At 42.3% G+C, this 22659-nt stretch carries 20 protein-coding genes and 1 pseudogene; 9 read left to right on the forward strand and 12 right to left on the reverse strand.

The genetic code is table 11. The features are described 5' to 3' along the window. Positions 1 to 188: 188 nt before the first annotated feature. From V5G28_RS12970 to V5G28_RS13000, 7 genes are all read right to left on the reverse strand, one after another. Complete coding sequence (locus V5G28_RS12970; RefSeq protein ID WP_332992223.1) at positions 189 to 569, reverse strand: AAA family ATPase; 381 nt, start codon at positions 567 to 569, stop codon at positions 189 to 191. After that, positions 542 to 1396: an AAA family ATPase gene (locus tag V5G28_RS12975; protein ID WP_332992225.1), complete on the reverse strand. Its 855-nt coding sequence runs from the start codon at positions 1394 to 1396 to the stop codon at positions 542 to 544. The genes V5G28_RS12970 and V5G28_RS12975 overlap by 28 nt, the downstream gene beginning before the upstream one ends. A gap of 44 nt (positions 1397 to 1440) precedes the next feature. After that, complete coding sequence (locus V5G28_RS12980) at positions 1441 to 2547, reverse strand: AI-2E family transporter (RefSeq protein WP_332992227.1); 1107 nt, start codon at positions 2545 to 2547, stop codon at positions 1441 to 1443. Further along, on the reverse strand, positions 2547 to 3011 hold the full coding sequence (locus V5G28_RS12985; protein ID WP_096570251.1) for an NUDIX hydrolase: 465 nt from the start codon (positions 3009 to 3011) through the stop codon (positions 2547 to 2549). The genes V5G28_RS12980 and V5G28_RS12985 overlap by 1 nt, the downstream gene beginning before the upstream one ends. 127 nt (positions 3012 to 3138) lie before the next feature. Further along, positions 3139 to 3555 (reverse strand): sunset domain-containing protein, encoded by a 417-nt coding sequence (locus V5G28_RS12990; protein WP_332992229.1) that lies wholly within the window; start codon positions 3553 to 3555, stop codon positions 3139 to 3141. A gap of 169 nt (positions 3556 to 3724) precedes the next feature. Further along, positions 3725 to 4069 carry a BON domain-containing protein gene (locus V5G28_RS12995; RefSeq protein WP_332992231.1) on the reverse strand — a complete coding sequence of 115 codons (345 nt, stop codon included), beginning with the start codon at positions 4067 to 4069 and terminating at the stop codon, positions 3725 to 3727. A gap of 714 nt (positions 4070 to 4783) precedes the next feature. After that, positions 4784 to 5191, reverse strand: coding sequence for a hypothetical protein (locus tag V5G28_RS13000; protein WP_332992233.1), 408 nt, complete (start codon positions 5189 to 5191; stop codon positions 4784 to 4786). 396 nt (positions 5192 to 5587) lie between these two features. On the opposite strand from V5G28_RS13000, the gene folD reads away from it, so the two are divergent. The 3 genes from folD to V5G28_RS13015 all read left to right on the forward strand — a co-directional run bounded on the left by folD (position 5588) and on the right by V5G28_RS13015 (position 8147). After that, positions 5588 to 6469, forward strand: coding sequence for a bifunctional methylenetetrahydrofolate dehydrogenase/methenyltetrahydrofolate cyclohydrolase FolD (folD, locus tag V5G28_RS13005; protein WP_332992235.1), 882 nt, complete (start codon positions 5588 to 5590; stop codon positions 6467 to 6469). A gap of 153 nt (positions 6470 to 6622) precedes the next feature. Then, entirely contained in the window at positions 6623 to 7549 is a 927-nt protein-coding gene (crtE, locus tag V5G28_RS13010; RefSeq protein WP_332992237.1) for a geranylgeranyl diphosphate synthase CrtE, read from the forward strand. Positions 7550 to 7673: 124 nt separating this feature from the next. Beyond that, positions 7674 to 8147, forward strand: a complete 474-nt coding sequence (locus V5G28_RS13015) for a divergent PAP2 family protein (RefSeq protein ID WP_096570263.1) — start codon at positions 7674 to 7676, stop codon at positions 8145 to 8147. A 30-nt stretch (positions 8148 to 8177) separates the two neighbouring features. On the opposite strand, the gene V5G28_RS13020 is transcribed toward V5G28_RS13015, so the two are convergent. From V5G28_RS13020 to V5G28_RS13040, 5 genes and pseudogenes are all read right to left on the reverse strand, one after another. Continuing rightward, positions 8178 to 8858, reverse strand: a complete 681-nt coding sequence (locus V5G28_RS13020) for a hypothetical protein (RefSeq protein WP_332992240.1) — start codon at positions 8856 to 8858, stop codon at positions 8178 to 8180. Between the two features lie 141 nt (positions 8859 to 8999). After that, positions 9000 to 9329, reverse strand: coding sequence for an MgPME-cyclase complex family protein (locus V5G28_RS13025; RefSeq protein WP_073634438.1), 330 nt, complete (start codon positions 9327 to 9329; stop codon positions 9000 to 9002). An 80-nt stretch (positions 9330 to 9409) separates the two neighbouring features. Then, positions 9410 to 10183, reverse strand: coding sequence for a SnoaL-like polyketide cyclase (locus tag V5G28_RS13030; protein ID WP_332992243.1), 774 nt, complete (start codon positions 10181 to 10183; stop codon positions 9410 to 9412). Between the two features lie 95 nt (positions 10184 to 10278). Next, the gene (locus V5G28_RS13035) at positions 10279 to 11001 is read right to left on the reverse strand and encodes a pyridoxine 5'-phosphate synthase (RefSeq protein ID WP_332992244.1); all 723 of its coding nucleotides are present in this window, start codon (positions 10999 to 11001) and stop codon (positions 10279 to 10281) included. A 314-nt stretch (positions 11002 to 11315) separates the two neighbouring features. Next, a pseudogene (locus tag V5G28_RS13040) lies at positions 11316 to 11570 on the reverse strand (ISAs1 family transposase); the annotation flags it as partial. Between the two features lie 519 nt (positions 11571 to 12089). Here V5G28_RS13040 and V5G28_RS13045 point away from each other — a divergent pair. The 6 genes from V5G28_RS13045 to glk all read left to right on the forward strand — a co-directional run bounded on the left by V5G28_RS13045 (position 12090) and on the right by glk (position 22267). Then, positions 12090 to 13763 carry a carbamoyltransferase family protein gene (locus tag V5G28_RS13045; protein WP_332992247.1) on the forward strand — a complete coding sequence of 558 codons (1674 nt, stop codon included), beginning with the start codon at positions 12090 to 12092 and terminating at the stop codon, positions 13761 to 13763. Further along, the gene (locus tag V5G28_RS13050) at positions 13763 to 16177 is read left to right on the forward strand and encodes a 3-dehydroquinate synthase family protein (RefSeq protein ID WP_332992248.1); all 2415 of its coding nucleotides are present in this window, start codon (positions 13763 to 13765) and stop codon (positions 16175 to 16177) included. The genes V5G28_RS13045 and V5G28_RS13050 overlap by 1 nt, the downstream gene beginning before the upstream one ends. Continuing rightward, positions 16174 to 18495, forward strand: coding sequence for an ROK family protein (locus V5G28_RS13055; protein ID WP_332992250.1), 2322 nt, complete (start codon positions 16174 to 16176; stop codon positions 18493 to 18495). The genes V5G28_RS13050 and V5G28_RS13055 overlap by 4 nt, the downstream gene beginning before the upstream one ends. A 264-nt stretch (positions 18496 to 18759) precedes the next feature. Beyond that, a complete protein-coding gene (locus tag V5G28_RS13060; RefSeq protein ID WP_332992252.1) occupies positions 18760 to 19647 on the forward strand; it encodes a phytanoyl-CoA dioxygenase family protein in 888 nt (295 codons plus the stop codon). Positions 19648 to 19693: 46 nt separating this feature from the next. Continuing rightward, positions 19694 to 21172 (forward strand): hypothetical protein, encoded by a 1479-nt coding sequence (locus V5G28_RS13065; protein ID WP_332992254.1) that lies wholly within the window; start codon positions 19694 to 19696, stop codon positions 21170 to 21172. Positions 21173 to 21193: 21 nt separating this feature from the next. Then, complete coding sequence (gene glk / locus V5G28_RS13070; protein ID WP_332992256.1) at positions 21194 to 22267, forward strand: glucokinase; 1074 nt, start codon at positions 21194 to 21196, stop codon at positions 22265 to 22267. Positions 22268 to 22659 lie beyond the last annotated feature (392 nt).

A 22659-nucleotide genomic window follows, 5' to 3' on the forward strand; every position in this document is an offset into this window, starting at 1 on the left:
TTTCCCCTTCCCTAGTAGGGAAGGGGGCTAGGGGGTTAGGTTTTTCGTGGATTTTTCCACATGGCGTGAAAAGTCAGGCTTTTTGTCCCACTTATTCTCATCCGTTCCACAGGTATCTTTGCCAGGAACCCCCAAGTAAACACACAGTACCGATGTATCTATTATCAGAACCTTCTTCATATTTGGCGCTACTTGGTATCAGCCAGGCTCCTTTCAATAGCACCCTTCGTTGTCAGCTTACCCAGTGTACCTGATGCCATTAACTTAGGCAGGTTCTCAATATCTTCTAGCAATGTCAGTTTACTTTCTCCAGTTTCAGAATCCCGATGCGCTACTACCACAAATGGCACTATTTCTGATCCTAAAGCATCAAGCAAAGTTGGGTTATGAGTCGTTATTAATATGTCAATTTTTCTTTTTTCACCAATTTCTCGCAGCATTCTTACCAGTAATTCTGCCCGCGAGGGATGAAGCCCGTTATCTATTTCTTCAATTACCAGTTGACTACCTTCTGGTCGGGTAAGAAGCGCTGTGAGAATGGCTATAAATCTAAGAGTGCCATCTGACATACTTCTAGCAATACTCTCTGAATATCTCCTTCTGGTAAATTTTTGACGTAAGCTGATATGGTTGCTTCCACCTCAGCTTTTTCTTCTTCAGGCAATGCTGCTAATACACCTGCAATATTTGAGGCATCACTTTCCAGTTTCTCAGAAAGCAGTGAGTAATCCCGCATTTGAGAAGGAATAGGATTCAAAATAAAAAAATTATTTATAACATCAAAAACTGTATTTATCCCTTGTAAATTTGCATATGTTTTATCTTTTTTGAAATATTCATTATCTTTTCTACCGATTTGATATTTGATATAATTATTTCTTACTTGTGGATTCGTCGAGATAACTTGTTCTGGTACTAATAAAGAAGTATCTGATTTGCGAGCGCTATAAATATGTAATTTGTGAGACAAGGTATTATCTCCAATTTCACTCTTCATCAAGTAGTAATTAATTGGAGCATCCTGATTTCCTTCTTGATATTCTTGGCAAATTATATATACTTCTGAAGCCCGAACAAATGGTTTTGTTTGTATTGTGATACTGTAAAGATAATCTTTTGTTTCTTCCTCACCCTGAACCAGCGCCTTGATTGTAAATTGAGTTTCATTCTTTAGTGCAGCCCATTCTACACCTCCTCGAATTGAGGGTAAAGTTTTATCTCCTGCCAAAGCTGCTTCAATATCCTCGCCTCTAACTATTCTTTGGAGAAATTCCAAAGCTTCAACGACATTCGATTTACCACTCGCATTCGTACCAATAAGAACAGTCAGTGGGTCAATCGGAAGTTCTGCATAACGAAAACTTTTCCAATTCTCAAGGATGAGTTGCTTAAGCATGACCCACTCCAAAACTCTAATAGTTGACTTTTCTTATTATCGCTTTATCGCTCTAGCAAAACAGTTGGGGTTTGTTCACCAGAAATGCTATCACCTGAGTTATGCTCCGCAGGCGGTAGCCTAAATCCCCCCTCACGCCAGCTATCCGCCACATCTTTGATAAAACTGGCTATAGGTATAGCAACCAATAAACCCAATAGTCCTCCCAGTTTGGTTCCTAACAGCAAGGAAATGACCACCCACACGGGATTTAAGCCAGTCAAATTCCCCAAAAGGCGAGGAGCAACAAAATTAGAATTGACTTGGTCGATCGCCACAGAAACGGCTAAGACTTCTATCCCTAACCAAAAGTTCTGCAATCCCACCAATAAGCTTACTATACCAATACCTATACCCGTGCCAAAGGGGAACAGAGAAAAGAATCCAATGACAATACCAAAAAGTAAAGCCAAGGGAACTTGCAGCGCCAAAAATACAAGTATCAAAGCAACCGCTAGCAAAGCACCCAATGTTGCTTGTCCAATAAAGTAATTTTGAAAGTCCTCGCGCAATAATTGCCGTACTTGCGAACCAATATGAGGCGAGAACCACAGAAAAATTCCATCCCAAAGACGTTCTCCGTTCAATACTAAGTAGATAGTCAGCACCACCGTCAGCAGCACATTGACCACACTACCAATGGTATCCACGGCAAAACCGAGGATTTGACCGGTAAAGGACTGAAGTTGATTGGATAATCTGTCTAACACTTGAGTCAATAAGCCACTCAAATTCACGGGAAGCTGTTGAGCCGCAGCCCAGTCTTGGAAAGCTTGCAGTTGTTGCGTTCCAGAATCAATCCAACTTGGCAAAAAATTAGCCAGTTCGTTAAGCTGTTGCAGAATCAGAGGAACTAAGGTGAGAGCTAAAGCGACTACAATCACTACAGCTAACAACAACACACTCCCAACAGCTAAGTTGCGTTTTACCCCTCGTTGTTGGAAAAACCGAATTGGATAGTCTAGAACAAAAGCCAGCAAACTGGCGGCGACAAAGATGCTGACCAAAGGTTGAAAATAATGCACAACCTGAAGCAATACCCAACCGTTGAGTACAGCCAGGGGAAATGCGAGGCTCAAACTTAACCATCGTGGTAGTTTGTAGTTAGTCATTAGTTATTAGTCAGATTAACACTTGAGTCAGAAGACAATTTATCGTGTCTCTCCATAAAATCTAACAAAATCTGCTGATGCACAGGTCCAAGGGGTCGCACGTCTCCTGATACAGCGGAATAACTCGCACCCAAGCGAATGTCTTGCGGTGTTATTAAGCCCATATCCCAACCTTCATTCAGAACCAGTTGATTTAATTCCACTGTCAGGGGTGCATAGAAGACATGACGAACCGCAATTTTGTCGGGATAGCAGCCAAACTTAGAAAATGTTGGTGGTAAAGTATAACCAATTTCTTCTAAAATTTCCCGTTGTACCGCAAACTCTGGGGTTTCACCAGGTTCTATGTGTCCGCCAAAAAATGCCCAGTGACCGGGATAGACAATATTGGGGATGTTATCCCGCAACTGCATGAGAAATTTGTTGTTTTGATAGAGAATGGCGATCGCCACTTCGGTAGCCATATTCACTCCTGCTCGTCATAATTCACCTGTACGATAGACATTGTCTCTCATGCATGACTACCACAAAAACTTTAATACTTAAACAAAACCCTTGCACAGCAAGGGTTTTGAATGTTATGCAGCGATATTACTTGGGAGGGTTAAAGCCAGCTTTTTGCGCGGTAGCTGTATCTGCAAAGCAGATATTGGGCTTGACCTTTTCATAATCGAGTGACTTGGGAGCATGAAGTATGTTACCCCGCTTCTTGGTAACTACGCCCTTAACAGGAGCATTGCTAGGACAAGTGGTCTCTCCTTGGGGCTTAACACCTAACTTCTGAGCTTCAGCCGAAATCCCACTCGTTGAAGAACCACCAGTTGTCCCTGTTCCAGGACTATCTGAGGTTCCAGTCCCACCAGACGGAGCAGTTGTAGATGTAGACGCGCCAGAGTCGCTAGATGGAGAAGTATTGCCTTCCGAGGCCTTTTTCCCACAACCCGAGAGGGCTAAGATAGTCAAAAGTGCGATGGAAATAGTCCATTGATATCGGAATATATTTTTCATAGCCTGTTTTGATTGCTGAAATTGCACCCATTAGACCCTAAGTGGGTCGGTTTAATTAAACTCAATGTAAAGAAGGGTAAGGGTGAGGGATTTGGGTAAGTAACCTTCTCTTACCCTTTCCCTCTACCCTTGTACAAGTTTTCCGTTTATTTACGCCGCAGCTGCTTCTCTAACCGACACTAACTTGGTCAGTCGTCACGTCTGTTGCGCCGCTAACACCGCTTGCAATCTCTACCAGTTGGTCGAGAATCTCTTGACTGGGAACGGATCCTTTGAGAACAACCGTACCGCCTGTTTGTGCTACGTACAAGCTGTTAATATCATCAAATTCGGGGTTTTCATCAAAAGCTAGGGCGACCCGCTTTGCTAAACCACTCTGGTCGTACTCTCCATTTAACCCCACTCGCTCTAAAGGAATGTCTTCGCCGTTGTTCTCACTAACTGTAGTGGGATCAGGATTTACTTGAGCATCTTGAGGCTTTTCCAGTCCAAAAAGTCTTTGTAACCAACCCATAAACTTTTTTCTCCAAATATCAAACACTTCATTGTTGGTCTACTTCAAATCAGGGTTATTTGCTTTTCACCCAACCCGTGCAGGTTTGTGTTCCCTACTATTTGTTCATAAATTTTCTAGTGGGTTTAAGGACAAACGAAATAGCCCTGCTTTGAAAGCAGAGTTGTTGCTTTATCAAAAGGGACGCAATAAATAAAGTTAAAAACTGATAAAAAATTGTTTCTTTCTCTATCTAAAGTATGTCTCTGTTGTCTCTAAAGCAACGGTGTATAATGATGACGACTTCGTAGATTACAACACATACATAAAAAATATGCTAAAGAAAAAATAATTTTTTTCCGACATTAGGATGACTAGAGTAAGTTAACAAATATAGCCGCTGTCATTCGGTTAAAATTTTGCTTTGATATAAATAATATGATTCTGCTTTGGCAGAGCAATACAGCAGTTATATCGACGAACGTACTCAAGACTACCAGGCACTTGCCTGCGTCAGTCTAATAGTTCACCTTTATTAATTCACCTTTATTAATTATGATGGTTGTATAAGTTCGTAGTAAGGACTTTAGTCCACGACTGTTTGAGCTATGGCAGCGCTCACTACGAAGCCTTCAAAAAAGTATGCGTTCTTACCACTAAAATCTCTATTCGTCCGGATTGCTGAGGGCTTCTCGATGCAAGAAGCTCCTATAACTTGTTGGGTTGACGTTCCAATTACTGCTCCTCTATATAAAGTTCCCCATATTCTTTGCCAGCTAAAGGAATACTTTGGTGGCGAACTTTACCTTTAATCACCACTTGCTCTCCCTCGCCTAGACCAGTCTGATTGGTGACAACCCAGATTTTCCCTGTAGAATCATTAATTTGATATGCATATTGATTCACAAGCGGAATTCGTTTTTCCACCTTACCTTGTACGTACACTGTAGTACCATCGTCTTGTTCTGGTTTCAAGTCCTGAATTTGGGTAATGTTGGCTCCTATGGCATTCATGCCAAACCGCCCCAAGTTACCACAACTCAGCAGTCCCCCTAAAAGGCAAAGGGTCAATCCCAGGCGTATGGGTACGACAATGCCATATTTGTATAAAAATGAGAAGTTGAAATTTTTCACGAGTTGCATAACGAGTACCTCCACTCGCAAATTTTGGCATCAGTGCTTGGGTTGTGACAATTTTAATTTAACAAGTGATTATCAATACTTTATGTTTCAGTATCAAAAACTCGCAAAAAGCAACTCCTCACACCATTTTGGGTGGATTTTGGATGGGTGGATTGTGAAAATCTTGCATAGGCTCAGTTTCACTCAACCATGTGTCGCATTCTTTTTTGACGCTTGGTCTCCTAATCGTTTTCCTTGAAAATCTAAAATTCTTTCCTGATTGGGGAACATTCTAAATTCTGGGTTCTCAAGTCTTCTTAGACAACCAATCTGAGAAGATAAAGAATGTGGTCTTGCTGTTTACGCTCAGGCATCTGACAGCAACGCCAAGGCGTAGCGTACTTGTGTTGAATTCTCATGGAAACAAAAACAGCCAAACTTCTTGATGGTAAAGCGTTAGCTGAAAAAATTCAGCAAGAACTTTCTGCTAGCGTTAAAGAATTGCAACCCCAAATAGGACGCCCGCCAGGTTTAGCAGTGCTGATGGTGGGCGATAACCCAGCGTCAGCAGCTTATGTACGCGGCAAAGAACGAGCTTGCCAGAAAGTGGGTATTGCTTCTTTTGGTAGACATTTTCCCACGCAAACGACCCAAGCAGAACTAGAAGAAGTGATTGCTGCACTTAACAATGATCAAAGGGTGGATGGCATTCTCGTGCAATTACCCCTACCTAACCACTTGGATGCTGTGGGACTTTTGCATCAAATAGAGCCAGATAAAGACGCTGATGGACTGCACCCAGTGAACTTAGGACGACTGGTACGGGGAGAACCAGGTTTACGCAGTTGCACTCCCGCGGGGATCATGCGGCTGTTGCAGGAATATGCAATTCCCTTGCAGGGAAAACAGGCGGTGGTGGTAGGACGTAGTATTTTGGTGGGCAAACCAATGGCTTTGATGCTGTTGGAGGCAGATGCTACTGTGACTGTAGCTCATTCGCGATCGCACGACTTGCCATCCATCACCAAAAATGCTGATATTCTGATTGCAGCAGTAGGTCGTCCAGGACTTATTACGAACGAAATGGTGAAACCGGACGCTGTTGTGGTAGATGTGGGGATGAATCGCGTGAGCGACTCAAACGGCAATAGTCGTCTAGTAGGCGATGTTGACTTTGAGTCCACTGCTAAGGTGGCCGAATACCTCACCCCAGTTCCTGGTGGTGTTGGTCCGATGACAGTAGCTATGTTACTGCAAAATACTTTTTCCAGTTATTTAAGGACGAATCAAAAATTATGAATTAAGAATTATGAACTATGAATTATGAGTTATTATTCTTCACTCTTGACTCTTAAGTCCTAAATTTTTTCCTTACTCCTCACTCCTCATTCTTAATGTGCCAAAGCCTCGTAAAATTGTTACTCATATAACAGAATATTAAGGAATTCAAGAATGGTAGCAGCAGATAACATTCAAAAGACTCCTGAGTCAACCAAATTTGACCTAAGAGCCTATCTCAAAGAGCGACAAAAGCTTTGTGAAGCTGCTTTGGATAAAGCGATTCCCATACGTTATCCAGAAAAGATTTACGAAGCAATGCGCTATTCACTCTTAGCAGGAGGTAAGCGTTTGCGCCCGATTCTTTGCCTTGCTACCTGTGAAATGGTGGGCGGTACAATCGAAATGGCACTTGCAACAGCTTGTGCTGTGGAGATGATCCACACAATGTCGCTGATTCACGACGATTTGCCAGCAATGGATAATGATGATTACCGTCGTGGGAAGTTGACAAATCACAAAGTTTATGGTGAAGATATAGCAATTTTGGCTGGGGATGGCTTGTTAGCTTATGCTTTTGAGTATGTGGTAACTCACACCCAGAATGTACCACTGGAGCGAGTTGTACAGGTAATTGCTCATTTGGGTCGTGCTACAGGAGCGACTGGCTTGGTCGGGGGTCAAGTGCTAGATTTAGAATCGGAAGGAAAGACAGATATTTCCCTAGAAACATTGAGTTTTATTCATAGTCACAAAACAGGTGCCCTGTTAGAAGCTTGTGTTGTTTCTGGTGGCATTTTAGGAGGAGCATCATCTGAAGATGTGCAGCGACTGTCTCGGTATTCCCAAAACATTGGGCTTGCCTTCCAAATTATTGATGACATTCTAGATATCACTGCAACCTGTGAGCAATTGGGCAAAACTGCTGGAAAAGACCAAAAAGCTCAAAAGGTGACGTATCCCAGTCTTTGGGGACTCGAAGAATCAAAACAAAAAGCTCAACAGCTGATTGAGGATGCTTGTGCAGAATTAGAACCCTTTGGAGAAAAAGCTTTGCCTTTAAAGGAACTGGCGCACTTTATCACCAATCGCAAGCACTAAATAATGAATGATGAATGATAAAGGCTGAGCGACTTTACAATTCATAATTTATCATTCATAATTCATATTTCTTTTCATAATTCATCATTCATAATTCATAACTTCTCATCTTACGCAAAATAGCATGCAGGACATAGGCGATATATTAGACAACCGAGTGCTGTGGGTTGCTCTAGTAGCTTGTTTGATGGCTCAAGCATTGAAGCTCGTCTTCGAGCTCATCAAGAATCGTAAACTGAATATAAGTGTTTTAGTCACAACTGGAGGTATGCCTAGTGCTCACTCAGCACTGGTAACAGCCTTAGCAACTGGAGTAGGACAAACTCTTGGTTGGGCTTCTGCGGAATTTGCGGTGGCGATGATTTTTGCCATTATAGTCATGTATGACGCCGCAGGAGTTCGCCAAGCCGCTGGAAAGCAAGCCCGTATCCTCAATCAAATGATTGATGAATTATTTCACGAACACCCAGAATTTAACGGCGATCGCCTCAAAGAATTGCTGGGACACACACCCGTTCAAGTCATTGCTGGATCGGCGTTGGGTATAACTGTCTCTTGGTTGGCGAGATCAACCGGCGTGTTGGTTTTTAGTCCATAGTCAATCCTGCTTTTCAAAAGAAGCTGACGGCTACTGCAAACGCACAGTTGAGCGCAGTAGCACCACTTTACGGCTATCTACGAGTAGGGCAAAAAAACCTTGTTCGCTCAGCTTCTCCAATGTGCTATATGCTTCTTTTTGGTTAGGTGTATAAATAGCCAGCAAATAAGGGCGTTGTCCGTAGGAAACAAAACCTACGTCTCCTCCCACCGCTTGGCGCACTTGATTGGCAACTTCCGGGCGGTTGTAGTAATCTACCAATACGGCAAAACCCCCTCCTAACCGTTCGGGTTTATAGCTGACTGGCTGAGGCTGAGTCTGTACCACCTCTCTTGAGCGAGCCGTGTCTGACGGTCGAGTGCTGATAATAGCAGACAAACCGGCAACATTGTTGATATATTTTACCCAACTGTCAGCTTCGTCTTTCTTGGTAAACCCACCTATGCGCGTTACTGTATCTTTGAGATACCTACAGGTGGTCGTTTTAATGTTAGATGGTAAAGCGTGGCGCAACTGCTTCTGATTATCTGCTGTAGGACTGATAACCAACAAAAGATACTCACCTGTATTCGGAGGTTGACAGACGGGAAGATCTTGTTGTCGTTGAGCGAAAGCAGAATTGATGCCGCCAGAAGAGCCTACAATCGCTAGCACTAAACCACTCACTAAAGCATTTGGTATCTGAAATTTCTGGACAACAGTCTTAAACATAAATTTATCTTGAACTTTTCTTTTAAAAGATTATATTTAGTTATTAGTCAATAGTCTATAGTCCAATAACTAATAACTAGTGACTAATGACGATGTAGAGACGCGCCATGGCGCGTCTCTACAATAACTAATGACCATACATTAAGACACGGCAGCCAGAGATGCCAATGCATCAGGAATTTCTGGTGAAGGAGCTTGAAATTCGCCTGTCACGACGTACTCCAATCGAAGTTTCAACCAGGTAATAAATTGGGGATTGGTGGAAATAATCGCCACTGCTGGTTGAGGACACTTCGCCTTAACTTCTGCCATTTGGGGTGCTTCCAAAAAAGCTGGCTGCTTAACCACCCAAAAATCAATTTCTTTTTCTTGTTCGTGGTAGTGACGGGTGCGTTCCTTGAGAACTTCCTCCATCGGTTCTTCTTCAAGAAGAAAGCGTTGAGAAGCCAAAACGTAATAGTATGTTTGCATTTTCTTCCTTTGGTTGCTAATGAATAATGATAAGGGTACAGTGCTGCTCACTGTACCTCTATCATCTAACTGAACCAAAATCACCTGATTAAAGCACTCAAGGGACAACGACTCGCTTGCAGTTCGCCAGTTGCTGGTTTTTGTGTTAATCCCCAAAGTCGCCTGACAAAACCCCAAAAACTTCCTTGCTGTTCACCAGTTCCTTTTTTTGCACCAGTTGTCAGCTTTTTAAGAAACAGGCTGTTGTCGAAGTAGTGTTCTATGGAAAGAACTCTCAAATCATCAGTGACACGCGCCACACTCATACCGACTATCTCCACCGTCTCTCCTGTAGGTGCATAGTCTTTGTATGAACCGTTAAAAGTTCCCCAATGCCGCCATTTGAATGTAACATTTGGTGGACCTGAGTAAACCTCAAGCACTTCCCACAGAAATCCTTTGGGAAATGCTGTATGGAAGAGATTGGCTGATGATTCAAAATCTTCCTCGGAAGCCTTGTAATCTTCAGTATCGCCGATAAATAAGTTGTAAGTGCCTGCCTTTACCACATCTGATGCTGTGTACTGAGCACCACCATTACTACTCATGCGAAACTGTTCGTTCACAACTGACAACCACTGCTGAGGGTTGGTTTTGAACGATGCTTCCATCTCAAAGGTTCTGACTAAGTTTTGGACGATCGCCTCCAGTGAACCTTCAAGATGGTTCTGTGTACTTTCCTTTGCAAGATTTTCCTTTGAGCGGGTATAGTCTGGAGGCGTACCATAGCGCCACTCGGCATCGCGACTATGTGCAATAACTGTGTCTCTACCCTGTACCCAAAGCGGAGTGCTGTTCGACTGAGTTGCGCTCATAAAAGTTTTGGAGAAAGAATAATCCTAGTCTTGAACATACCAAACACTTTCTAGATTTACGCTCTCGAACCCCAAAATTGTCTTTGCAGTTGCCGCTACAGTAGCCCTCGCATCGCTTGCTTCATTTCGCGGACTGCTCTTTCCATCCCCACTAAAGCTGCCCGACTGACAATGGTATGCCCGATGTTCAGTTCTTCCATACCTGGAATGCCAGCCACGCGATAGACGTTCCAGTAGGTGAGTCCATGACCGGCATTGACTCGCAATCCTGCTTGAATCGCTTGCTCACACCCTTCGTCTAGCAAGGCTAATTCCTGGTCGCGACTAATTTCATCCTTAGCCTCAGCATATCGTCCGGTGTGCAGTTCAATAAATTGTGCCTGCACCTTGACAGATGCTTCAATTTGTGCTGGTACGGCATCGATAAACAGACTCACTGGAATGCCAGCGCTTTGCAATTTATCAACTACCTCTGCCATTCTATCAATTTGACCGACGATATCCAGCCCGCCTTCTGTGGTGACTTCTTCGCGCTTTTCGGGTACTAAAGTCACATAATCGGGTTTGATGTCGAGGGCGATCGCCACCATTTCATCAGTCGCTGCCATTTCTAAATTGAGGTGCGATCGCACCGTTTGCCGCAACAGGCGCACATCTCGTTCTTGAATATGCCGCCTATCTTCCCGCAGATGCACAGTAATGCCATCTGCACCTCCTAATTCTGCCAGTACCGCCGCCGCCACGGGATCTGGTTCCACCGTCCGCCGCGCTTGTCGAATCGTGGCAATGTGGTCAATATTTACACCAAGTGTCGGCACCACTATCTCCTTATCCACACTCTCAGGTCTTGATTTTACAGGAAATACGGGTTGGGAGGCAGGGCGAACGCATCTTATTTATTAATAAAAACTAAGAAAGATTTCAAAATGACATAGATAATTGTACAAAATAATACAAAAATAAGCAAAATAAATTAAATATTTTCTCAGTCTGTCAAATAGCTTATCTTCAACTAAATAACTATTCATTCATACTAAAATAATTCAATTATCAGGTACATAAAAACATATTTGTATAGAGAATAAATAAAACTTTTCTGACAAATATTCAACTCAAGTTTTCATGTACTATTTTAAGCTAACGCTAAAACTCTAAGTAAATAGTCGTTATCCATCGCTGCGAGGAACTGTTTATTTTTGATTCCTCGTTTTACACGCTTCTCTTTACTTAAAAGATTGACTGCAATTTGCCTTATAATTGCAAAATTCTGTGGTGCATTGTCTTTCCTAATCCGACAGTCATCTTCTTTTAAAGCAACATCTAGTACCTAGTGCAGTGAATTCTCAATCTCCCAATGGCTACGAACAGAATTACCAAACTGTTTAGCTGTCGGTTAACGGATTATTTGTCGTCTTAACAAACTAATGTCATCGAAAGGAAAACCTTATATCATATGGTTTTCAGTTGTTGAAGCACTCGCAAGGTCTGTGCCTTGAGCGATACTCAAAAAATTACAACTCCTTAAGCCGACTGGATTTCAACAGTTTATAATCGGACGACATTAATTTGTTAAAGCGACAAACAATCTGTTAACCGACACCATCTCAGTAGACTTGAATATAAACCTCAGTCTACCGAGTTTTGGGCTTAACTGTCTTAACTGTCTTAACTGTCTTAACTGTCTTAACTGTCTTAACTGTCTTAACTGTCCGCTTAACTGTCTTAACTGTCCGCTTAACTGTCTTAACTGTCCTTGTATTTTCGCTATTAACCTGTAATAATCCTAAGTTAACAAATCAGGTAACCAATGATTGAAGTAAATACTGTGTAGGAAAAATCTAAGCTCTAAAAAATTAATTTAGGCGATAGCCATAGTAATATACCAAGCAACAAAATTCAGAAAATCATGACAGGCAATAAATATGTATTAGGTGTCGGCATTGGAGGACACGACACAGCCGCTGCATTGTTAAAAAATGGCGTGCTTGTAGCAATGGGTGAGCAAGAACGCTTTAGTCGCAACAAACGTGCGCCCCAAGAACCTCCAGTTGATGCAATTCATTATTGCTTAAATCAGGCTGGGATAACGTTGGATGAAGTAGAAGCGATCGCTTTCGGTACAGACTACAAAATCAAGAATCACTGGAAAGGTGTAACAGAAGAAGAACTAAATCGTTTTCCGGCCCATGACGATCCTGACCGACTTTTCCCAAAAGATGTATTTAAATACGACAAGTTACCACCAATTACAGCTATTCGTCATCATCTCTCCCATGCAGCTAGCACTTTCCGAGTTAGCGGGTTTGAACGAGCCGCCATTCTCATTGTGGATAACCAAGGGGAAGACAATTCCACCAGTTTGGCAATGGGCAAGGATGGTGAAATTCATATTATTGAGAACTACGGTGTACCAGTTTCTCTGGGCTTGTATTACCGAACTGCTGCACAATTTAGCGGAGTAGTCGGAAAACTCAAAGAAGTCGGAAAATTCATGGGACTTGCAGCCTATGGTAAACCGATTCAGAAGGTTCCATTGGCTTTTCGAGACGACGCACCGATACTCGAAGGATTAGATGATGTGCCGCCGATGCGAAACGCAGATATGCCACCGTATCGCGCCAAACAAATGTTAAATTACTTCACGGAGCATTGTTTTCCCTACACCAGTGGTCTGAAAGCTGAACCGATGGCTTATGCTAATTTTGCCGCATCAGTGCAGAAATCCTTGGAAGATACCCTGATGGGAATGTGTACTCGATTGAAAGAATTAACCAACTGCGAGTATCTTTGTCTAGCTGGAGGTGTGGCACTCAACTGTTCAGCAAATGGAATAATTGCTAACTCTGGGTTATTCAAGGATATTTTTGTGCAACCAGCAGCCCATGATTCTGGAGTAGCATTAGGAGCCGCGCTCGAACTCGATTGGATGCTGCATGCACGTAAGCCAGAGTTTAAGATGGAACACGCCTACTGGGGACCTAGTTGGTCACAAGAAGATATCAATGCTGCTCTTGATCGCCACGGGTTGAAGTACCAAGTATTGGATGAAGATACTTTAGCAGCGGAAGTAGCCGCGTTGTTAGAGGCACACAAACTAGTTGGTTGGTTTCAAGGAAGAGCGGAAATAGGCCCGCGTGCTTTAGGGGCGCGTTCGTTGTTAGGTAACCCCACCTCCAGAGAAACTTTAGTTCGCCTGAATACAATTAAATCCCGTGAGATGTGGCGGCCCCTTGCGCCCAGTGTTCTGGAAGAACGTTTCCATGAATATTTCAATGGTAGCCATGCCTCGCCTTTCATGATTGTAGCTGCTACTGTCAAAGAAGAAAAACGTCGTTATATCCCTGCGGTTGTGCATATTGATGGCACCGCCCGTCCGCAAGCAGTTAGCCGCAAAACCAACCCCCGTTACTGGAAGTTAATTCATGCTTTTGAGCAAAGAACAGGTATCCCGATTGTTGTAAACACCTCCTTTAATGTGGAAGCTGAACCGATTGTCAACACTCCAGACAACGCTATCCGAGACTTCTTAGCTACTGATTTGCAGGTTTTAGCAATTGGGAATGCTCTGGTGGTGAAGTAATGAGTACGTCATGTTCGTTAAAGGCACAAATTCCGACTCGTTGCCGATTTTCTTTTGAGTCAGACATTTTCAATCCTGCTCAACCAACATTAGCAGAAGCATTAACATCTAATTCCGCTGTAGTGGTAGTCACAGATCGCCAAACAGACCTCCACCAATACTTCGCTAAACAGCAACAAAGAGGATGGATTCGTGAGTTCCGGATTCTGCATTTTTCCCCAAAGCAGGTTTTGCGAGATCCTTGGCAGACACTTTTTACGATTATTCAAGCAGGTGTCGATTTACAACTGCATCGCTCCGATGCTTACGTCGCTTATGCTAGTACTGAACTGACAACTTTGACTGCTTTAGCAGCCGGAATTTATCGCCGCTCGATTCGCTGCGTGCAGATTCAGGATCGGTTGGAGGGAGTACTAAATTCCTTGCGAACTCAAGCATTTTCCAAAGTGCGTTGGCATGGATATCACTCAAAGTTAAGAGCGATCGCCACTATTGGATTGAATCATATCAATACTCTGACTTTGGTTGATGAAGCCTCATTGAGCCGCTCATTAGAGCTAGCATCAGCAGTGAAAAATATCGAACTGCTAAAGTTGGCGATCTTTAGCGATCGCAATTTATTTCGAGAGTTGCAGTTATATGTAAGCACCAACTCCACACCTGACAACTCTCATCTTTCCCAGACAATTGTTCAAAGCTTAAAAACTGTTAGTCAGGAAGTTTGTCTCCAAAATACTTCACCGCTAGAATTTGGAGAACCCTTTGCACAGCTATGTTCGCACCTATCAGTGTCTCCCATAACTCCGTCCGAGGCTCAAGCTTGTGGAATTATGCTAGCAGCGTTGTTTTCTCAAGCGATCGGTCTACTGCCAGCGGCGGTAGTTCACCAAATATGGGCGTTACTGAATCATGCTGGTTTTGAGAATTGCCTGACTCGATTGACAATTCCAGGATGGGCAGAAAATCAACTAGCAAACCAACTTCTAGCTTGGTCAACTCAGTACAAAGACACCTCATTCTTATTAATTGAACAGATTGGTCGTAGTCAAAGAGTAAACAGTCAAGATGTTCTGTCTGAGATCAATATCCAACGAGTAATTTCTGGTCTGAAAGCTTGCCAAACTAGCCTCGTCCTACAACCAGAAAAAGAAGCGCAAAAGAGAACAACAGCATTAGTAAAATCCCAGGATAAAGAATTAGTACAGTATTCAGTTACACTTGTAAATGGAGTCCTGGAACCAGCCAACTCATCTTTGAGTGCCTGTTTTCGTAAAGGGCAAAGAATACTTGCTGTAGTTGATGCTTATGATGGTCATCAAGCACAAGCCTTAAAAACTTACCTCGATCACCAATTTGAAATCGGACAAATTGTAGGTTATAAATTACACCTTACCCATTTCACATCAGCCAAGAAAGATATAGAGGCTGTACTTGAGATTATCGACCAGGCAAACCAATTGCAATTAAAATCTCAAGACTTAATAGTAGTAATGGGGGGTGGAACATTGATGGACATTGCGGGTTTTGCCGCAGCTCTCTATCAAGGAGGGATTAACTATATTCGGATTCCCACTACTTTTGTCGGACTTATTGATGCGGGTGTGGGCTTGAAAGTAGGTGTCAACTATGGTGATAAGAAAAATTTTCTCGGCACTTACTATCCTTCCGCCCAGTGTTTGTGTGACAAATTTTTTCTACAAACCCTACCCGTTGAAGAGATTCGTTGCGGTCTAGCCGAAGCAATTAAAATTGCTCTAGTCAAAGATGCGTCACTGTTTGCATTGATTGAGGAACATTACTCACTGGTTTTAGCTCGTTCTGAAGAGCCGATGATTGACAAAATCATGATGCAATCAATCGCACTGATGTTGGAGGAGTTAGAATCTAATCCCTACGAAAAAAGCCCACGCCGATTACCCGACTTCGGTCATGAATTCGGTCATATTTTAGAGTCACTTACTCATCACGAACTACGACATGGTGAAGCGGTAGCCATTGGTATGGCACTATCTTGTCATATCGCTTGGAATGCTGGACTCTTGAAACGGCCGATATTAGAACGAATTTTGAAAGTCCTACTTCTAGTAGGACTTCCGATTTACCATAGTGCTTGTCAACCAGAAGTACTTTGGCAAAGGCTGTTTGAGGATGTCATCACTCATAAAATGGGACGCTTACATTTAGTTGTGCCTACAGACATCGGCAAAGGAACTTTCTTAGACGACATTGCAGATATTAACCTCTCAATGCTCCAACAAGCTTGTATGGAACTGAAGGAATTTAGTATCCAGCAGCAAAACTATTCAGATCTAGAGGCGGATTGCATTGCCCAATCACAAAGGCTCAAGACAAGGATTAAAGCGAAAAAGCCCTTGGTTGTTCAGTTCTTAGGATGTCAGAAGGAGCAACGGTGAACGATAGAATACCTTATGTGATTGTCGTTGATGTTGGCGGCACATCTACTCGTTTAGGAATTTTGTCTCCTTCTGGCGAACTTTTGGATGATATCAATCAATTCCCGACTCCAGGGGCTTTCTTACTACCTCAAGAGTCTTTGTCTGTTCTGCAACAGATGCTTGTAGATCGACTCATTGGGGAAATTTGCGCTTTGCGTCAACGCCATCCGCAACTAAATCTTAGTTTTGTTGGGGTTTCCTTCGGTGCAGTCATCACTCACCAAGGAATCGTCGAAAATGCCAGTATTCTTTGGCATCAACCCGCCAGGGGATTTGACATAGCAGAGGAGTTGCGATCGCGTCTACCCAATACAGAGATTTGGGTTGTTAATGATGTCTCGGCAATGGCTTGGCGATACCAGCAACATTCTCGCTTTGTGTTATTTACAGTTAGTACTGGTGTTGCTAGCAAAGTGTTCAATCAAGCCTTGAATACTAAAGAAAAGCTAGAACTAGACGATGGCGGTTTAGGTGGCGAGATCGGACACGTAGTAGTAGCGCCGGAACGAGTGCAAGCCGCCCTGAAATATGCCCGCGATCGCGCCAAGGACGAACCAGCACGCTACCAAAACTCAATGGTTGCCCAACTGGCTGGTGAAAGTATCACAGCCACAGATTTGGGTACAGCCGCCCTCCGAGGTGACAGCTTTGCACTAGAAGTCCTAGAAGCAGTTAATGTCCCATTTTGCGAGTGTGGTAATCTGGCTGATTTGTGTGCTTACACATCTGGCCCGGCTGTGACACGAATGGCTCAGCGAGTAAGTAGATATGAAACTGAGCGGTTTCAAAAATCACGTTTAGCAGAACTTTGTGCCGAACAACCTGAAGCAATTGATACACGGGCAATAGCTCTCGCTGCCCAAGATGGCGATCCTTTAACCTGGGAAATTTTGGATCAAAGTACGTTTTATCTGGGATTAAGCATTCTGCAAATTTGTGCCAGCTTGGGGCTGGATCGAGTGTTTATTTCTGGTGGATTCGCCAACGGTGTAGGTACACCCTACTTTCAATCGCTACACCGCAACTTATCCCAGCTAATGCACCCCTCAGGATTCTTTACAGGTTGGACTCAAGAGCAATTAAAGGCACTGATTCAACCTTGCCCAGATTATTACCATGATGCCTTAATTGGTGTGGGATTGATGGTGCAATCTCATTTACGCCGCAACCGGGTAGTCGTAAAACCCATTGGAGAGTCTCGCTGCGAGATGCAATGGCGCGAGCCGCCGCGATGTAGTAAAGTTGGGGCGATCGCTCGGATTCGCTATGCAGGTGTTTGCTCCACCGATTTACAAATTTATCGAGGAGATAGACTCCTGGAACCTGGTATTTTAGGACATGAGTGTGTAGCTCAAATCATTGAAGTCGGAGACAAATTACAAGGACTATCTGTTGAAGATTGGATTGCCATCAATCCTAACAATCCTGTCGATGAATATAATAAGGTCGGACATAATCGCGAAGGTATCTTTCAGGATTTATTTAGCTTCGATCGCGATTTGGTTGATAAACAACAGATTGTCAAGTTGCCACAAACCGTTCATCCCGAATGGGTATTAATGGAATTGCTGGCTTGTATCCTCCATGCTCAAAACTATTTGTCTAGACCTTATAGCAATTGCAATTTGCTGATTCTCGGAGCCGGCATATCTGGGCTATTACACACAAAAGTAGCCCAGCACCGAGCCGCCAAGCGGATATTACTGGCAAACCGCTCCCAACCTAAACTAGATTTCGCTGTCAAGGCAGGTTTTGTACCTGCTGAAGATGCTCTGCTTTTAGGCGATCGCATTGTCGATGAAGTTTTCAGCAGGACAAACAGACGAGGTGCAGATATAGTAATTGTGGCACTAGCCGGAGATGGCGGCGTATCAGGCATTGAACAAATTTTACCTTGCCTTGCCGATGGAGCGACGATTTGCTTATTTGGTGGCTTTACAGGAAATACACTGTTGGAATTAAACGGTAGTTTGGTCGATTGTCAGCAGATTCGTAGTCGTCGGCTGTCAGTATCAATCCGTACTCGCGATAATCGCCAGTTAACCTTCGTAGGTTCCAGAGGTTCAGAACATGAAGACTATACCTTAGCCAGAGATTTAGTAACATCTGGTCAGATCGATCTCAGCCAATTAGTTACCCAAATTATTTCCTTTCCCGCTTTACCACGAGTCCTGAGTGAAATGAGCGATCGCGGAACAGTCGAAGGGAAATTTGCCATGCGAGTGGTCGTTGATATGGCGCTTTTTGGTGATGTTATACATCATCTGACAATTTGATGATCGCAATCTCATCATCTGCTGTGCGCCTCTAGATGGTTTTTTTAAATTGCCACTTTTCCCTAAACTGACATCTTGCACCAATAAACATTCATGCTATTCTTATACTCAGTACTAAGCCGCAAACCCTTATTTTACGGATCAAAACTCAGAAAAGTGATGTAACTTTATTGCGCTGCTTTTGGCTAAGTCCTGGGTTATACGGTTAGGTGCAAGAACTGAGTAAAAATACCCAATTACTTGCTAATTTTGTGAGAGCAGAAAATGAAGCAAACATTAGATACAATTAAACATTTTGAATTAGATACAAAACAAATTGCTAGTTTTCAGAAATTAGGATATCTAGTATTAACCGATAAATTTACAAAAGCAGAAGTTCAGGAAATGCAACTCGAAGCCAATCGGTTGTTAGAATTTTTGCTCAATTCTTCACTAGCAAATAGTCGCCGGAGTGGAAGATTAGATATTAAACAACTGCCATCAGGAAAGCATATTATCCGTAAAATTCAGCCTATCGTCGATATTTCTCCAACATTTTCGGCACTAGCAAAAGATGAACGCCTGCTGACTCCACTGCGTCAACTCCAGGGAGAGGAACCAGCATTAATGGAGGAGAAATTTAGCTACAAGCAACCACTTTCTGAACCAATTAAAGGAATTGAAGTTCACCTAGCTGACGATCGCTTCTTGTTGCATCAAGATTACACATATCATGTGCAACACGGCTACAGACCAGACATTATCACCTGTGGTATCGTTCTTGATAACTGTACATTAGAAAATGGGCCGTTCCGAGTTTGGCCTGGTACACATCACGAGCTAATTCCCCATGAAAATGTGATGATTGGTAATTATCGTAGCTATCAAGTACCTGAAAGCAAGATTAATTATCAAGATGGGGTTGACCTTACCGTTCCTCGTGGTACTCTGTTATTATTTCATGACTTACTAGTTCATAGTTCCAGTGTAAATCATACCGAGAATCCCAGGCGGATTCTTTTCTTTAGTTATTGTCCTACCTCAACCCCGATTTCTTTTGACACGAGAAATTCTCCTACCCGCATAGCAGAATTTCCCTATGAATCCCAATATCAAAAACTTAAAGAACAAGGACTATTCACAGATATATTTCATGTTCCTGCTTCTACCTAAGGATGATGGAGAGTGTAAATATTTTGTAAAAATTGGGAAGTAAAAAGTGTATTCTCAAGCAATTTCTGAACTCTTTGAAGCGGCTAGTAACTTCACTCAAGCTAGTAATGTGGGAAATGACTTTGCCAAACTTGGGGTTGAAGATGAAAAACCAATGCTGGGGTGGGTTCAGTTACCAACTTGGGAAGATATCCAACTAGCATTAGACAAAATTCTCTCTACTCAGTTCATATCGGGACGAACTCGTTTCATATTTTGTGGAACCGGGGGATGGATTCATGCTGTCAATGTGGTGCAAGAGTTAGCGTCTTCATCAAATCAGCAACAAGTTATAGGACTGCATAGCCTTAATCCTTTGGAATTGGCAGCATTACTTAAGAACCAACATAATTTAAAACAAACAACTTGCATCGGGATTTCGTTGACACGCACGACACTAGAAACCTGTTTGCTCATAGAAACTTTGCAGGAATACTTTGCATTAGGTGGGCTAAATCCTGAAGAACATTTTATTTGGCTCACTGAAGTTAGGGAAAATGAGAAATCTTCAATGATTAATCATCATTTCAGTTTGACCGTTTCTGGACGTGCTGATATCGGAGCATTATTTTCTGCACCTTCTACCTTAGCAATGCTCTTATCAATGGCTTTGTTATTAGAAAAACAACTCTTTGTTGATTCTTACCAGCAATTATTGGCTAATCAAGAAGTGTTGTTAAATCGGATGGCGAAACGTGCTTACGAAATTAGTCAATTTCCCGGTTCTGCACTTTGGTTTCAAACTGAAGGGAAACGTCATAGTTACCTTGAGCGTTGGATACTTCAAATTACACGACAAGCATTAGGAAGTAAAAATTCTTATAGTCCAGCAAACATACTAGTAGGAAAAGATAACGCTCCTTCCGGATTTGCAACTATTGAACTAAATGATTTTAGTGCTGATACTGCCTTAGCTAGAGCAATGCAAGCTATGTATGCTTGTCAAATTTTTGTTGCTTGTCTAGCATACTGGTGGAAAATTTCTTTTGTTACCCACCCGGAGGTAAAAAAGTATAAAAAATTAGTTCCACAATTACTCAATAGTATAGACAATGCACCTCCTTTTGAATTTTGCTTAGTGGCAGATGCGGATATCAGAGATCTAGAAACAGTGCTACTTGAAAAACTACATCTGCTAATTGAGTATCAATTCGTGGAAATAGTTTTTTATCCAGGATTACCATTAAATATATGTAAAAAATTAGAGTATTATTTATGTAGTAAAACAAAGCATTATTGCCGTGTCTATGAAGGAAGTGATTGGAATCATCACTCATTTCAGTTTGCGATCGCCAATCAACAAACCCTAGTTATCATTGTCGAGATTGTCAACTCGTTTGTTTCACCATCTGGTTTTTGGAATAATACCATTAATCGTCATACTCAGATGCTTCACTCTATAGCTCGCTCTACACATATTGCTTTAGGAAAATCTTCATTATTTATCCAGTGGCGACCCTTGGGTTCTATTGAATTTCCCATCTAATTACATTTACTGAGGTATGTTATGAATAGCGAAATCATAGATATTCACTTTCCTCTCGCTCAAACCGCACAAGAGCAATTATCTAAACAAAAGGCAGCAGGTTCAATTATTTTGGCAGGGGATATCGGACACACCAAGACACTTTTAGGAATATTTAAGCTGCTACCAGATGGTTGGCATACAGTCTATGCTCGAAAGTATGAAACTAAAGCGATCACCTCTTTTGAAGATACTCTCCAGCATTTTTTATCTGAACAGGAATGGGATATTTCATCTGCTTGTTTTGGTGTTGCTGGGCCTGTGATTGAGGAACGTTGTAAACCAACTGATTTGAATTGGGAAGTCAGCGTATCATCATTACGTTCACTACTTAAAACGCCTCATGTCACTATTGTAAACGATTTAGTGGCTTTAGGATATAGCCTGAATTGGCTTCGTCCTCAAGACTTATTTAGCATTCAGAAAGGTAAAGAACGTCCAGGCAATCGGGTCATATTAGCAGCAGGAACTGGATTAGGAGAGTGTACCCTGTTTTGGGACGGTGCTATTCATCATCCCAGCCCTACTGAAGGAGGACATGCGGATTTTGCACCTCAGAATGAATGGGATGTAGGGCTTTGGCGGTTCCTGTCCCAACGCTATAAAGGACACGTTAGCGTTATGCGCGTGGTTTCAGGACATGGCATTAATAATATGTTCAAATATCTTGTTTCTACGGGAGCCAAACCCGAACCTGAAATTTTAGCAGCGCGAGCGCATACACCAGATATAGCTCCTATGATTGCCCAAGCTGGAATAGAAGGCTCATGTCCAGTTAGTTTTGAAGTCATGAATAATTTCGTCAGACTTTATGGTGCTGAAGCTGGTAATTTAGCTCTCAAAAACCTTGCTGTAGGTGGTGTGTATTTAGGTGGTGGTATTGCACCAAAAGTTATGAATTGCTTAACAGATGGACGTTTTTTAGATAGTTTTTTAAATAAAGGACGATTTCGTTGGCTACTCGAAGAAGTGCCAATAAATATTATTTTGGAACCTAAAGCTCATCTTTTGGGTGCTCTTTGGCGTGCAACATCTCTTTTAAAAAATATTTCCTAATCAAACCCAAACTTTTTATTCTGAATATCTTGTTTTTGGTGTGACGTTATTTTTTGCTCTGTGTTTTTAAGTTTGTAGTAAGAATTCAGCACCCAGGAGTCAGAATTCAAAATTTTTATCTGTGCGACACTTGAACAAGCTCAGTGTATCGCTGATTTAAAACCCTCTTCAAATTGTAGATTTGGTCGTACAACAATTTAGTTGCGGGTCTGAATCCCCGATTAATTCGGACTCCTGAATCTTTATAGTTTGTATTTAGCAATTTACTAGAAATATGAACAGCAGTTAAATCAATAACAAATAGAACTAACTATTAAATTATCTTTTAGACTTAAACTAATCTAAGTTTACTTAAGCATACAGTCATCAAATCCTTAATAGGTAAAGCATCA

The sequence above is a fragment of the Scytonema sp. PRP1 genome, assembly GCF_036697665.2.
Lineage (GTDB): Bacteria > Cyanobacteriota > Cyanobacteriia > Cyanobacteriales > Nostocaceae > Kalymmatonema > Kalymmatonema gypsitolerans.

Excerpts from the sequence above, each read along its gene's own strand:
- V5G28_RS12970 (WP_332992223.1), bottom strand. The coding sequence starts at position 569 with ATGTCAGATGGCACTCTTAGATTTATAGCCATTCTCACAGCGCTTCTT.
- V5G28_RS12975 (WP_332992225.1), bottom strand. The coding sequence starts at position 1,396 with ATGCTTAAGCAACTCATCCTTGAGAATTGGAAAAGTTTTCGTTATGCA.
- V5G28_RS12980 (WP_332992227.1), bottom strand. The coding sequence starts at position 2,547 with ATGACTAACTACAAACTACCACGATGGTTAAGTTTGAGCCTCGCATTT.
- V5G28_RS12985 (WP_096570251.1), bottom strand. The coding sequence starts at position 3,011 with ATGGCTACCGAAGTGGCGATCGCCATTCTCTATCAAAACAACAAATTT.
- V5G28_RS12990 (WP_332992229.1), bottom strand. The coding sequence starts at position 3,555 with ATGAAAAATATATTCCGATATCAATGGACTATTTCCATCGCACTTTTG.
- V5G28_RS12995 (WP_332992231.1), bottom strand. The coding sequence starts at position 4,069 with ATGGGTTGGTTACAAAGACTTTTTGGACTGGAAAAGCCTCAAGATGCT.
- V5G28_RS13000 (WP_332992233.1), bottom strand. The coding sequence starts at position 5,191 with ATGCAACTCGTGAAAAATTTCAACTTCTCATTTTTATACAAATATGGC.
- folD (WP_332992235.1), top strand. The coding sequence starts at position 5,588 with ATGGAAACAAAAACAGCCAAACTTCTTGATGGTAAAGCGTTAGCTGAA.
- crtE (WP_332992237.1), top strand. The coding sequence starts at position 6,623 with ATGGTAGCAGCAGATAACATTCAAAAGACTCCTGAGTCAACCAAATTT.
- V5G28_RS13015 (WP_096570263.1), top strand. The coding sequence starts at position 7,674 with ATGCAGGACATAGGCGATATATTAGACAACCGAGTGCTGTGGGTTGCT.
- V5G28_RS13020 (WP_332992240.1), bottom strand. The coding sequence starts at position 8,858 with ATGTTTAAGACTGTTGTCCAGAAATTTCAGATACCAAATGCTTTAGTG.
- V5G28_RS13025 (WP_073634438.1), bottom strand. The coding sequence starts at position 9,329 with ATGCAAACATACTATTACGTTTTGGCTTCTCAACGCTTTCTTCTTGAA.
- V5G28_RS13030 (WP_332992243.1), bottom strand. The coding sequence starts at position 10,183 with ATGAGCGCAACTCAGTCGAACAGCACTCCGCTTTGGGTACAGGGTAGA.
- V5G28_RS13045 (WP_332992247.1), top strand. The coding sequence starts at position 12,090 with ATGACAGGCAATAAATATGTATTAGGTGTCGGCATTGGAGGACACGAC.
- V5G28_RS13050 (WP_332992248.1), top strand. The coding sequence starts at position 13,763 with ATGAGTACGTCATGTTCGTTAAAGGCACAAATTCCGACTCGTTGCCGA.
- V5G28_RS13060 (WP_332992252.1), top strand. The coding sequence starts at position 18,760 with ATGAAGCAAACATTAGATACAATTAAACATTTTGAATTAGATACAAAA.
- glk (WP_332992256.1), top strand. The coding sequence starts at position 21,194 with ATGAATAGCGAAATCATAGATATTCACTTTCCTCTCGCTCAAACCGCA.